At 65.7% G+C, this 13,282-nt stretch carries 9 protein-coding genes and 1 pseudogene; 9 read left to right on the forward strand and 1 reads right to left on the reverse strand.

Annotated elements, in window-relative coordinates:
• Window positions 1–585: LysR family transcriptional regulator (locus AC1DRP_RS27415; protein ID WP_476770100.1), on the reverse strand; the 585-nt coding region annotated here is incomplete at its 3' end.
• 240 nt (window positions 586–825) lie between these two features.
• Between AC1DRP_RS27415 and AC1DRP_RS27420 the strand changes: the two genes are divergently transcribed.
• The 9 genes and pseudogenes from AC1DRP_RS27420 to AC1DRP_RS27460 all read left to right on the forward strand — a co-directional run.
• Window positions 826–1,122 (forward strand): (2Fe-2S)-binding protein, encoded by a 297-nt coding sequence (locus AC1DRP_RS27420; protein WP_476770101.1) that lies wholly within the window; start codon window positions 826–828, stop codon window positions 1,120–1,122.
• Complete coding sequence (locus AC1DRP_RS27425; RefSeq protein WP_476770102.1) at window positions 1,119–2,519, forward strand: FAD-dependent oxidoreductase; 1,401 nt, start codon at window positions 1,119–1,121, stop codon at window positions 2,517–2,519. Before AC1DRP_RS27420 ends, AC1DRP_RS27425 begins: the two co-directional genes overlap by 4 nt.
• Window positions 2,516–3,646 (forward strand): NAD(P)/FAD-dependent oxidoreductase, encoded by a 1,131-nt coding sequence (locus AC1DRP_RS27430; protein ID WP_476770103.1) that lies wholly within the window; start codon window positions 2,516–2,518, stop codon window positions 3,644–3,646. Before AC1DRP_RS27425 ends, AC1DRP_RS27430 begins: the two co-directional genes overlap by 4 nt.
• 30 nt (window positions 3,647–3,676) lie before the next feature.
• Window positions 3,677–5,722: a hydantoinase/oxoprolinase family protein gene (locus AC1DRP_RS27435; protein ID WP_476770104.1), complete on the forward strand. Its 2,046-nt coding sequence runs from the start codon at window positions 3,677–3,679 to the stop codon at window positions 5,720–5,722.
• A gap of 10 nt (window positions 5,723–5,732) precedes the next feature.
• Window positions 5,733–7,496: a hydantoinase B/oxoprolinase family protein gene (locus tag AC1DRP_RS27440; protein ID WP_476770105.1), complete on the forward strand. Its 1,764-nt coding sequence runs from the start codon at window positions 5,733–5,735 to the stop codon at window positions 7,494–7,496.
• A gap of 491 nt (window positions 7,497–7,987) precedes the next feature.
• Window positions 7,988–9,559 carry an ABC transporter substrate-binding protein gene (locus AC1DRP_RS27445; RefSeq protein ID WP_476770106.1) on the forward strand — a complete coding sequence of 524 codons (1,572 nt, stop codon included), beginning with the start codon at window positions 7,988–7,990 and terminating at the stop codon, window positions 9,557–9,559.
• 28 nt (window positions 9,560–9,587) lie between these two features.
• Window positions 9,588–10,541, forward strand: coding sequence for an ABC transporter permease (locus tag AC1DRP_RS27450; protein WP_476770107.1), 954 nt, complete (start codon window positions 9,588–9,590; stop codon window positions 10,539–10,541).
• Window positions 10,538–11,356, forward strand: a pseudogene (locus tag AC1DRP_RS27455) (ABC transporter permease); the annotation flags it as partial. The gene AC1DRP_RS27450 and the pseudogene AC1DRP_RS27455, both read left to right, overlap by 4 nt.
• Before the next feature lie 111 nt (window positions 11,357–11,467).
• Window positions 11,468–13,282 (forward strand): ABC transporter ATP-binding protein (locus tag AC1DRP_RS27460; protein WP_476770108.1); only part of this gene is annotated, 1,815 nt, incomplete at its 3' end.

The following is a 13,282-nucleotide window of genomic DNA, read 5'->3' on the forward strand; positions in this document are numbered from 1 at the left end:
GAACGGAACACCGTTCAGATCGTCCGGCCGGACGGTTTTGCGATCGGCGAGCGGATGGCCGACCGGCATGATGCACAGCAACGGGTGTTCGAAGAGCGGTTCTGTGACGATGAAGGGATTCTCGACGCGTGCGGTGACGATCCCGATGTCCAGAACGCGTGTCAGGACATATTCGGGGATCCATTGGGAGCTGGGCGATTTGATCCAGCAATAGACGTTCGGATTGCGCTTGAGGAAGTTCATCGTGGTGCGCTGGATGTAAGCGCCGCTGAGCGCAGGGATCACGCCCACGACCAGGCGTCCCTGATCCTCGCGCTTGATCAATCCGATCGCGCTTTCGACCTGGCGCACGCCGACGAAGATCCGGGCGACCTCTTCGTGCAGGCGCAAGCCCTGGGCCGTGGGCACCAGGCGGCCCTTGTAGCGATCGAAGAGCTTGAGGCCGTTGTCCTTCTCCAACTGCATCAGGAGCTTACTCGCGGCCGGCTGCGAGATGTAGAGCGCCTCGGCCGCGCGGCTGACTGTGCCGTGCTCGATCAGGGCCTTGAAGATTTCGATCTGTCTCAGATTGAGCGCGCGCGGCATGCTATAACTCTAGGAATAGAGTGCGGTCATTTTTCTATTGGACATAATAGTATGCAGCTTCCTACCGTCGTCAACACGGAGGGACCATCATGCATTGCCCAAGGCCGATGAAGCATTTCGAGATGCCAAGGCAGGGAACGCAGCGCGCGCCGACGGCCTGTTCCCGCAGCGGATCATCGCCTTTGGCGGCCGCCCGCTAAGAGCCACGGTCTTACGTCGAAACGTCCAGAAGGCACTCTCATGTTCAGGAAGCTGGATCAGGAAGCCGGCGGTTTGCTGACGGTCTATGTCGACGGGCATCCCGTCACTGCCGGCGCCGATGAAAGCGTTGCAGCCGTGCTTCTGCGGCAGGCATCGTTCTGGTCGCGGACGACCCCGGTGTCGGGTGCGCGGCGGGCCCCCTACTGCATGATGGGCGTGTGCTTCGATTGCCTTGCGGTGGTCGACGGCGTGTCGTCGGTTCAGACCTGCCTCGCGCAGGTTCGCGACGGCATGCGGATCGAGCGTCAGCACGGCCGRCCCGATGTGACGCCATGAGCCGGCGTGCCGATCTCCTGATCGTCGGAGCCGGCCCGGCTGGAATGTCGGCGGCCATCATCGCGAAGCAGCACGGTCTGCAGGTGCTCGTCGTCGACGAGCAACCCTCGCCGGGAGGGCAGATCTGGCGGAACATCGAGCATGTTGCCGGGACCCCGCGGGCCGGACTTCTCGGCAAGGCCTATGCCGAGGGCGCGGCCGTGGTCGGCCGGTTTCGCGCGAGCGGCGTCGATTACGAACCGGAGACGCAGGTCTGGCACGTCGAGGCGGGAATGCGGGCGTTCCTGAGGCGTGGCGGCGCCGCCAGCTCCGTCGAGGCTGACTGGTTGCTATTGGCGACGGGGGCACAGGAACGCCCGGCGCCGTTTCCCGGGTGGACGCTGCCGGGCGTGATGACGGTCGGCGCGGCCCAGATTGTCCTGAAGTCTTCGGGCCAGATTCCCGACGAGCCGGCCTGGATCGTTGGCTCCGGCCCCCTGCCGCTCCTGTATGCTGTCCAGCTGTTGCAGGCGGGCGGAACGATCGCCGGTTTCCTGGATACCACGCCACCCAGGCGGGCCGCAGAAACCATGGCGACGTTGCCGGCGGCTCTGTTCGGCGCGCCGGGCGACCTTCTGAAGGGCCTGGCCTGGATCGCGCGGTTGCGGCGGCAGGTTCCCTATGTCCGGCATGTCGCCGAGATCGAGGCGATCGGCGAGCAGGCGCTCGAACGCATCCGCTATGTCACGACCGATGGCCGTGCCGCGACCGCGCGGGCGGGGCTTCTCCTCGTCCATGAAGGCCTCGTCCCAACGATTCATCCGACCCTCGCACTCGGTTGCCGGCATGCCTGGAACAGTGACCAGGACAGTTTTGCGCCGGAACTCGACGGCTGGGGGGAGACATCGGAGCGGAATGTTTTCGTCGCAGGGGATGGGGCCGGTATCGGTGGTGCCAGGGCCGCATGCCTGCGGGGCGAACTCGCTGCACTGCAGATTGCGGCCAAGGCCGGCCGGCTGTCAGAGGCAAAAGCCGAAAGCCTCGCGAAGCCGATCCGCTCCCGGCTGGTGCGGGCGCTTGCCTCGCGTGCGTTCCTCGATCGCTATTTCCGCCCGCGACCAGCAGTCTTCATTCCGCCCGACCAGACGATCGCCTGCCGCTGCGAGGAGGTCCGCGTCGCGTCGATCCGGGATCAGGTCAGCGCGAACCGTCCCGGGCCGAACCAGGTCAAGGCCTTCACGCGCGCCGGCATGGGCCCCTGCCAAGGTCGCCAATGCAGCTACACGGTTGCCCATGTCCTCGCCGCGGCGGAAGGCCGAAGCGTGCCCGATGTCGGGCTCTACAGGGCCCGTCCGCCGCTCAAGCCCGTTACATTGGGTGAACTCGCGGCGCTCGACACGATGGATTCCGGGGCATGAGCGGGAAGGTCATCGACACGCTCGTCATCGGTGGCGGGCTTCACGGCCTGTCAGCCGCGTTGCATCTGGCGCGCGCCGGTCGCCGCGTCACGATCCTCGAAAGATCGTGGGTCGGACGCCACGCGTCCGGAGCGACAGCGGCAGGTGTCCGCACGCTCAATCGCGATCCCGCTGAGATCCCGATTTCCCTCGAAGCCATGGAGATGTGGCACGGCATTGAAGGGATCGTCGGGGACGGCTGCGGTTTCCATTCCCATGGCCAGCTCAACATCGCCGAGCATGTGAGCCATCTGCCCAAGCTCGAGAGCCGTCTCGCCCAGATGCGGGAGGCCGGATACGCGCACGAGGAACTGATCGACCGCGCCGAGCTCCTGAAGCTCGTGCCGGCGATCTCACCGCATTGCGTGGGGGCATTGATCGCACGGCGCGACGGTGCCGCGGACCCGCACCGGACCTTGCAGGCGTTCCGGCGCAGCGCGGAAGCCGCGGGCGTGGCGATTCACGAGGGCGTTGGCGTCGATGCGATCGAACAGACCGGGGCCGATTGGCGACTGCGCACGCATGCCGGCGATTTCGTTGCCCCGACGGTGATCAACGCCGCGGGCGCCTGGGCGGGTAAGATCGCCGCAATGCTGGGCGACGACATTCCGCTGGGGCTCAAGGCCTCGATGATGATCGTGACGGAGCGCGTTGCGCCGCTGCTCAAACCCGTCGTCAGTGTGGTCGGGCGGCCGCTCTCGTTCAAGCAGTCGGACCAGGGAACGCTCGTCATTGGCGGCGGCCTGCAGGGCCGGGCGGATATCGAGGTTCAGAAAAGCCACGTCGATTTCCAGAAGCTCTCCAAGGGCGCTCGCGCCGCGACGGATCTGTTCCCCTCGATCAGCGCGCTGCGCATCGTACGGACCTGGGCCGGCATGGAGGCCACGACGAAGGATCATCTGCCGGTGATCTGCGCCTCTCCGAACGCGAAGGGTGCGTTTCAYGCGTTCGGCTTCTCGGGGCACGGATTTCAGCTCGTGCCGGTGGTCGGCGCGATCATGGCCGATCTCGTCATCCACGGCACGACGCGGCGATCGATCGAAGGCTTCGGCGCCACGCGGCTCATGCAGCAGCGGGCGGCGGCGTGATGCCGGACAACCATAGGGAGTAAATGCGACATGTATCGGATCGGCGTGGACGTAGGCGGGACATTCACCGACTTCGTGATGGTCAACACCAATGGCGGTCCGACCGCCTTCCACAAGGTGCCCTCGACGCCGGACGATCCCTCGCGGGCGATCTCGTCCGGCATCGTCGAGATGCTTGAACTCAACGCGGTCTCGCCCGAGGAGGTCGGCTATGTCGGCCACGGCACGACCGTCGCCACCAACATGGTGATCGAGCGGCGCGGCGTCCCGACCGGGCTCCTGACCACCAAGGGCTTTCGCGATGTTCTGGCGATCGGGCGCCAGACCAGGCCCTCTCTGTTCGACTGGTCCGTGCGCAAGCCCGAGGAACTGGTCGAGCGACATCGCAGGGTGGAGGTCGACGAGCGCCTCGACAAATCGGGGACGGCGCTGGCATCGCCCGACCTCGCGGCGGTGGAGAAGCTCGTCATCCAGCTGCGGGACAGCGGCGTCAAGGCGGTGGCGGTGGGGTTCCTGCACTCCTACCGCAATCCCGCGCATGAGCGGGCGGTGCGCGACCTGATCAAGCGCGTTGCGCCCGATCTCTATGTCAGCGTTTCCTCGGAAGTCGTTGCAGAGTTTCGTGAATACGAGCGGTTCTCGACGACCGTGCTCAACGCCTATGTCGGGCCCCATACCCAGAAATACCTGCGACGGCTGCGCGAGAAGATCGCGGCCTCCGGCATCCGGGTCGAACCGCTGACCTTCCATTCCAATGGCGGCCTGCTGCCGGTGCAGACCGTCGAGGAACTGCCGGTGCTGACTTGTCTCTCAGGCCCGGCCGCCGGGGTGATCGGCTCGGCCCGGCTCGGCGCCGAGATCGGCGAGACCGAGATCATCACGTTCGACGTCGGAGGCACCAGCACCGACGTGTCGCTGATCACCGGTGGCCGTGCCCAGTTCACCTCAAGCCGATTGGTGGCAGGACATCCGGTGCGGATGCCGATGGTCGATATCCACGTGATAGGCGCGGGCGGCGGCAGCATCGCGCKGCTCGACGATGCCGGCGCGCTGAAGGTCGGGCCTACCAGCGCGGGGGCGATGCCAGGGCCGATCTCCTATCTGCGTGGCGGCACCGAGGTGACGCTGACCGACGCCAATATCGTGCTCGGCCGCCTGAACCCCGTGGCCCTGCTCGAGGGAAGGATGAAGGTCGATCGCGGTCTCGCCTATGCGGCGATCCGCAGCCAGATCGCCGATCCGCTCGGTATCTCGGTCGAGGAAGCCGCACATGGCATCGTCAGCATCGCCACGGCCAATATGAGCAGGGCGATCCGCTCGGTCTCGATCGAGCATGGACACGACCTTGCCGCCTTCACGCTCTTCGCCTTCGGCGGCGCCGGGCCTCTGCATGCCGCCGACGTCGCGGAGGAGTGCGGCCTCAACAAGATCGTCGTCCCGCAGGAACCCGGCACGCTCTGCGCACGCGGCGTCCTGCTGTCGGATCTCAGCCGCGACTACGTCCGCACGGCGCTGATCCGCGTCGGCGGCGAGAGCTGGACGCAGCTCGTCGCGCTCGGTGCGGAATTGTCCGCGGCCGGTCACGCGTGGCTCGAGACGGAAACCATCCCCGATGCCGCCAGGGAACTGCATTTCACCCTCGATGCGCGCTATCGCGGCCAGAGCCACTACATCCCGGTGCCTCTCGACGAACTGCGGGACGGCGCGCGCGACGAATTCGTCGGCCGGTTCCACCGCGCCCATGCCGACCAGTTCGGCTACAGCCTCGACGGGCGCGACATCGAGGTCGTCAATGTTCGGCTCAAGGCCGTCTGCCATGTCAGGAAGGGCGAGAGCGTCGCTCCGACGAAGGGTACTTCGCTCGACGCGGCCCGGATCGACACGCGCCAGGTCTATTTCGGCACCGATCGCGGCTGGGTTCATACCCCGATCTACCGGCGCGCGTTCCTGCCGGCCGGCGTGCCGTTCGAGGGGCCGGCGATTGTCGAGGAAATGAGCGGCACCACCGTCATTCTCCCGCGCCAGACGGCCGAGGTCGACGGTTTCGGCAACATCCATATCGCGCTGCAGCGTTGAGGACTTGATCATGCAGATGCCCAACAGAGATGCCGGGTCGATCGTCGGTTTCGATGCGATCGCGATGGAGGTTTTCGCCAATCGCCTGCTCTCGATCACCGAGACGATGGCGATCAACATGATGCGCTCGTCGTTCTCGGCCCAGATCAAGGAGCGCCGCGACTTCTCAGTCGGGCTGTTCGACGGCAAGGGTCGACTGGTCGCGCAGGGAACGCATATCCCTGTCCATCTCGGCTCGCTGATGGGCGTGGTCGAAGGACTTCTGGCGCGCTATCCGCGTGCCGAGATCCGCCCTGGGGACGCATTTATCTCCAATGATCCCTATGCCGCCGGCGGCACCCATCTGCCCGACATCTCGGTCGCGACCCCCGTGTTCCAGGGCGAGGATCTCATCGCCTTCGTGGTCAATATCGGCCACCACACCGATGTCGGCGGGGCGGTGCCGGGTTCGACCTCGCCGACGGCACGTTCGATCTTCGAGGAGGGGCTGCGCATCCCGGTGATGCGGGTCTGCCGCCAGGGCAAGGTCGACGAGGACCTGCTCAGCCTGATCGCGCTGAACTCGCGCCTGCCGGAGGAGCGAGTGCTCGACCTGCGCGTCCAGGTCGCCACCAACGAGCGCGGCTCGGATGCGGCCCTTGAGCTGGTGCGCCGCATCGGCGCAGAGGGTTTCAGGGCGCGCATTCGCGACCTTCTCGATTACACGAAGCGGCGGCTCGACCTGCGTATCGCCGGTCTGGCGGAAGGCGGCCCCAGCCGCTTCACGGCCTGGCTCGACGATGACGGACTGCCCGACGGCGAGATGGTGCCACTTTGCGCAGCGGTCAGCGTCGAGAGCGGAAAACTCGTGATCGATTTCACCGGCAGCGGGCCGGAAGCGCGCGGAGCGATCAACATCGCCGAGAACGCGCTCAGGGCCACGGCCTATTACTGCGTCAAGGCGCTGCTCGATCCCGAACTCATGGCGAATTCCGGCATGATGGATTCAATCGTGCTGCGGGCGCCGGAAGGCACCATCGTCAATCCGCGCTCCCCCGCACCGGTGGGCTCGCGAACCATCGCCTGCCAGCGCCTTGCTGGCGCGATCTTCGGCGCCTTCCAGCCGTTGGTGGATCCGAGCACGCGGATCGCCTCCGCCTATGACGTGCTGCCCTCCTTTGGTTTCTCCGGCCACCGCCCCGAGAACGGCAGCTTCTATATCTGCGGCGAAACGGTCGGGGGCGGCGGTGGCGCACGCTGCGACGGCGACGGGATGGACGGGATTCATGTCCACGTGACCAATTCGCTCAACCTTCCGACCGAGGCAATGGAAAACGAGTTCCCGCTGCATGTGGAGGAGTACGCGCTGGTTCGCGATTCCGCCGGCTGCGGCCAGTGGCGTGGCGGAATGGGCATCGCGCGCACCGTGCGGGCGCTGCATGACAGGACCAATCTCGAAGCGCGCTCGGACCGGCACAAGGCGGGCGCGCCCGGTGCGGAAGGCGGTGGGAACGGTGGCGTGGGCCGCGTCACGCGCAACCCCGGGACCGGGCGCGAGCAGGCACTGCCCTCGAAGATCGCCCAGCTCCTCATCGACACCGGCGAGACTGTTCGCATTGCAACGCCCGGCGGCGGCGGCTTCGGCAGTCCGGCCGAGCGGTCGGTCGCGATGGTCGCAGCCGATCTGCTCAACGACATCATGACCGAAGAGTACGCCCGCGCCGGATACGGAGACAGGCTGATCAATGAGGCGTTGGCGCTGCTCCGTGAAGGGCGAAGACAGTCGGCTGCTTAGATCATGGGACAAGAAACCGTATCCGGTCCGATGATCTAACCCTTTGTGTTTGCATGAGCTTTGTCCCGAAACCCCGGGTACTGCTTTTCGGGTCGATGCTTTAGCCGATCGCGACCATGAACGCCGCCGCGGCCTGATGGCCCGGCCGGAAGCGATCACGTCTGCCTGCTCAGCACCCGACGCAACGCTCTGGCACTTCGGTGCTCGAAGCGACGGCCTTTGCTGCTTCGTCGAAGCTATAACTTGGGGAATATACGCTGCCGAATTTCGACTTGGACTTATGGGTCAGGATCGGGAGTCTGGTGCGGGACAACCGGATCGCTCGGCGAAACTCATGAGGCCGCTCAGTCGCCGGGCTCGCGAGGGAGACCGCCGTAGCGACGGGCAAGAACGGCCCGTCGAAGTCAAACGGAGGGCTCGTCTGAAACTGAATGATGGCCCTGTAGCTCAGCGGCCCTGCAATTCAAGAAACAACAAGACGGAGAGGGGATATGGCGAACAATCGAAACATGGCGGAAGGCCGGTATTTCTCGAAGAGCCGGCGCCAGTTCCTGCAGGGCAGCGCCGCAATTGGCGCTGGCTTGCTCGTTCCCGCAGCTTTTTCCAGGCCCGCTGATGCGGCGGCCCCAGGCACGATTACCTACGCCTTGTCGGCTTATCCACCGAACCTGCGCCCCTTCGACTGGTCGGGCCAGGCTGCCGTCACGGTCAAGGCTCTGCTGTTCCGCGGGCTCCTCTGCTTCGACGAAAAGGGGGGCGTGCAACCGGAGCTCGCGGAATCCTGGGAGCAGCCCGATCCCCGAACCTATCGCTTCAAGCTCCGCCCGAACGCCACCTTCCAGAATGGCGAGCCGGTGACCGCCGACGACGTCAAGGCCTCGTTCGATGCCATCCGCGGCGAGAGGTCCACGGCCTATGTCCGGCAGGCCTTCCAGGCGGTCGAGACCATCGCGGTGGAGGACCCGAAGACCGTCCGCATCGTGCTCAAGCAGCCAACGCCTTCCTTCATTCTGGCGCTGGCCGGCCAGATGGCGCCGATCGTCTTCGCCGGGAAGATGGACAATCCCGATGCGATGATCGGCGCGGGCCCCTACCGGCTGGAAAGTTCGGAAAAGGGCGTGTCGCTGACCTTCAAGGCCAGGACCGATTTCTACCGGCCGGGCCAGCCTGCGACGCAGACCGTCCGCTTCGTCGCCTACCCCGATGACAGCCTTCGCATCGCTGCCCTCAACRCCGGCGATGTCGACATCATCGAATATGTCCCGTGGCAGAGCATGAAGGGCCTGTCGCAGACCAAGGGCCTGACGCTTCAGAACTCACTCGGCTCCTTCATGTACGTGGTCTTCAACCTGAAGGAGGGCCCGTTCACCGATCCGAAGGTGCGGCGGGCGGTGGCTCACGCCGTCAAGCGCGAGGACATCGTCAAGGCGGCCTTCTTCGGAGCCGGCAAGGTCCTGGACGGCGTACCGCTTCCGGCCGGGTCGCCCTATGCCGTGAGCGAACTCGAGCATCYCTGGCCCTATGATCCCGATCGCGCCAAGAGCCTGCTGAAGGAGGCCGGTGCCCAGAACGCCCAGGCGACGCTGCTGGCCACGAGCACCTACGGCTTCCACAAGGACATCGCCGAGATCATGCAGCAGCACCTGGCCGCCATCGGCATGCAGGTGAAGCTCAGCCTTCCGGAATGGGGCGTCCGGGTCAGCCAGGGCAACGAAGGGCGCTATCACTTCGCCATTAACGGAGGCGGGCCGGATCTGGGCGACCCCGATGATCTGACCGCCTTCTTCGGTTCGGGCTCCGATTCGTATCGCCGCTCCTTCGGCCTGTCGGACCCGAAGCTCGACGAACTGCTGAACAAGGGCCGCCACGAAAGCGACACCGGCGCCCGTGTGAAGATCTATGCCGACCTGCAGCGCTCCGTCGCGGACAGCGTTCCCGTCACCTTCCTCAATTTCCGGGCTCAAGGCTGGGGCGTGCGCGATCGGGTCAAGGGCTTCAAGGTCCTCTCCGACCAGATGAACAATCAGGTCGGCATGGCCTTCGACACCGCCTCGATCGGTTGAGCGCGCAGAGAGGTCAGAGAGCCGCATCATGCTCGCCTATATCGTAAAAAGATGCGCGGTAGCCGCCGTGATGATCTTCATGGTGGCCACGGCCGTGTTCATGATCCTGCATATCGTGCCGGGTGATCCGGTCGAGGTCATGCTCTCGGCCGACGGCGGCAAGCCCGACCCCGCTGTCGCGGCCGAGCTGCGCTCGCGCCTCGGCCTCAATCGCCCGCTGTTGGAACAATATACCGGTTATCTGTCGCGCCTGGCCCGCGGCGATCTCGGCAGGAGCTTTCTCGACAACGAGCCGGTCCTGAGCAACATCGCGCAGCGCCTGCCGCGCACGCTCGAACTGATCGCGTCAGCGACAGCCCTGTCCTTGCTCGCAGGAATTCCGCTCGGGGTTCTGGCGGCGCGCAATCGGGGGCGCGCAATCGACCGGGTGCTGGGCACTGCGACGAGCCTCGCACTGTCCGTTCCGACCTTCGTGCTCGGCACCCTGTTCATCCTGCTCTTCGCCTTGATGCTGCGGATCGCGCCGGCAGGCGGATTTGTCCCGTTCAGCCAGTCCCCGATAACGCATCTCACCCTGTTGCTGATGCCAGCGACGGCCGTGGCCGTGGGATTGTCCGCGATCATCATCCGCATGACGCGCGCGACCGTGCTCGACGTGCTCCAGCAGGACTGGGTGCGCACGGCGCGGGCAAAGGGCTTGCGTGAACCGCGCGTCCTGCGCCGGCACGTCGTTCGCAATGCCCTGGGGCCCGTCCTTACCGTCACAGGTCTCCAGATGGGGACGATGCTCGGCGGAACCGTGCTCGTCGAGTTCATCTTCAACTGGCCCGGCATGAGCGGCTTCCTCGTCAGGGCCGTCGAGCACCGGGACTATCCCGAGGTCCAAGGGGTGGTGCTCGTCACCGCGACGCTGTTCATCCTGCTCAATCTCATTGTCGACCTCCTCTATTCGATTCTCGATCCACAGGTGCGTGCGTTATGAACGGCCTCGTCTCGCTGTGGCGGAATCCCAGGGCGCGCCATCTCGCGCCTTCGCTGATCGCGCTTTCCATTCTGATCCTGATCGCCGTCTTGGCGCCGGTGATCGCTCCCTACGATCCCCTGAGCCTGGATATCGCGGGCCGCCTGGCGCCGCCCTCGGCCGAGCACTGGCTGGGGCAGGACGAATTCGGCCGCGATGTGTTGAGCCGGCTGCTTTACGGTGCGCAGGTGTCGCTCAGCGTCGCTCTCGCGACCGGCGCTGTGGCGGCCCTCGTCGGCATCAGCGCCGGCATGGTCGGCGGCTATTTCGGCGGTGTCGCCGAGGTGCTCACCGTCCGCACCGCGGAATTCATGCTGGCCTTCCCGCCGATCCTGCTCGCCCTGCTCGTCATTGCCCTGACCKGCCCGGGCACYGCGACCCTAATCGTCACACTCGCCGTTTTCTACGCCCCGGAATTCGCCCGGATCGCTTATGGCGAGGTCCGCGCCGTYAAGCAGAAGGAATATGTCGAGGCGATGCGCGCCCTTGGAGCGGGCCCCTCCCGCATCCTGCGGCGGACGATCCTGCCCAATATCGCCGCGCCGCTCTTCGTGCAGTTCTCGCTGGTGGTCGCATCGGCAATCGTCGTCGAATCCGGTTTGAGCTTCCTGGGGCTCGGCATCGTGCCGCCGACGCCATCCTGGGGCCTGATGATCCGTGGAGCGCGCGCCTATCTGGAGATCAATCCGCTCGGCCTCGTCTGGCCCTGCGCTGCACTGGTGACGACGATCTTCGTCGTCAACGCGCTCTGCGACGCCGTGCGCGACGTGTTCGATCCCCGCACGACCAAACTGAGGGGCCTGCCCGAGGGCGGAGAACGCAAAGGCGATTTTCAGGATCGGACCGACGCTCCTCTTCCCCAGGACGTCCAGCTTTCCGTAGCGGGGCTGCGAACCGAATTCGCCACGCCGAACGGCGCGGTGGCCGCGGTGAAGGACATCTCCTTCGATCTGCGGCGCGGCGAGACCCTTGCGGTGGTCGGCGAGTCCGGTTCGGGCAAGTCGGTCACCAGCCTGTCAATCATGGGGCTTCTGCCGAAAGGCGTTGCGCGCGTGACCGGCGGGCGGATCGAATTCGCTGCGAAATCGGGCAGAACCTACGATCTCGCCCGGCTCTCGGAGGAGACAGCCTGCTCGCTCCGCGGCAGCGACATCGCGATGATCTTCCAGGAGCCGATGACCAGCCTCAACCCGGTCTATCGGATCGGCGATCAGATTGCCGAGGCGATCCTGGCGCATCGGGATTGTTCGCAATCGGAAGCGCGCGACCTCGCTTTGGACATGCTGCGGAAGGTCCGCATTTCGGATCCGGAGCGTCGTCTCGATCAGTACCCCTTTGAATTGTCGGGAGGCATGCGCCAGCGCGTGATGATCGCCCTGGCACTCGCCTGCAAGCCGAAGCTCCTGATCGCAGACGAACCGACCACGGCCCTCGATGTCACTATCCAGGCGCAGATCCTGGAGCTCATAAAGGAATTTCAGCAGGAAGAGGGCATGTCGATCCTCTTCGTCACACACGATATGGGGGTGGTCGCCGAAATCGCCGATCGAACCGTGGTGATGTACAACGGCGAGGCGGTCGAGTCCGGCCCCACGGCCGAAATCTTCCGGCAGCCGCAACATCCCTACACCAAGGCGCTTCTCGCGGCCGTGCCGAAGCTCGGCTCGATGAACGGCCGCGAGCGGCCCATGCGCTTCCCGATCGTCGATCGCAGCACCGGTACGTCGGATGTCCCGGTCGAGGTGCCCGATACCGTGAAGGATCACGAGCGCTCTGTTCTGGAGGTCAACAACCTGACGACGCGCTTCCCCATCCGTTCCGCCATCCGCGGCCGCGTCACGGGGCGGGTCCATGCGGTCGAGAATGTCTCCTTCGATGTCCGCTCGGGAGAGACACTGGCGCTGGTCGGGGAATCCGGCTGCGGCAAGTCGACGACCGGGCGCTCCCTGTTGCGGCTGGTCGAGCCCGAGGCCGGCTCGATCCTCCTCGACGGCGTGGACGTGCTGAAGCTGGGGGCGGACGAATTGCGCGAGCAGCGCCGGCGCATCCAGATGATCTTCCAGGATCCGTTCGGAAGCCTCAACCCGCGCGAGACGGTGGGTGCGGCGATCGCCGAGCCACTCGTCATCCATGGTCTCGCCACGCGGGCTGGAGCCCGAGACAAGGTCGCGGACCTGCTGGAGCGTGTCGGCCTGCAGGCCGACATGGCCCGCCGCTACCCTCACGAGTTTTCGGGAGGGCAGCGCCAGCGCATCTGCATTGCCCGCGCGCTGGCGCTCGAACCGCGCCTGATCGTCGCCGACGAGTCCGTTTCGGCGCTGGACGTCTCGGTAAAGGCCCAGGTCGTCAACCTGATGCTCGATCTGCAAGCCCAGATGGGGTTGAGCTACGTGTTCATCTCGCACGACATGGCCGTGGTGGAGCGGCTCAGCCACCGGGTCGCGGTCATGTATCTCGGCGAGATCGTCGAAATCGGGCCCCGCGCCGCGATCTTCGGCAACCCGCAGCATCCCTATACGAAACGATTGCTCGCTGCGGTCCCGATTGCGGATCCCGCCCGCCGCCATCAACCCCGGTTCGTCTCGAACGCAGAGATCAGGAGCCCGATCAGGCCGGCCGATTTCGAGCCACCAGACCGCCAGTACCGGGCGGTCTCGACGGGGCACTCGGTCATGATCTGGGGAAATGAATGGGGCTACAAC

The organism is Allobosea sp. 01N443 (genome assembly GCF_056399325.1).

Excerpts from the sequence above, each read along its gene's own strand:
- AC1DRP_RS27425 (WP_476770102.1), top strand. The coding sequence starts at position 1,119 with ATGAGCCGGCGTGCCGATCTCCTGATCGTCGGAGCCGGCCCGGCTGGA.
- AC1DRP_RS27440 (WP_476770105.1), top strand. The coding sequence starts at position 5,733 with ATGCAGATGCCCAACAGAGATGCCGGGTCGATCGTCGGTTTCGATGCG.
- AC1DRP_RS27450 (WP_476770107.1), top strand. The coding sequence starts at position 9,588 with ATGCTCGCCTATATCGTAAAAAGATGCGCGGTAGCCGCCGTGATGATC.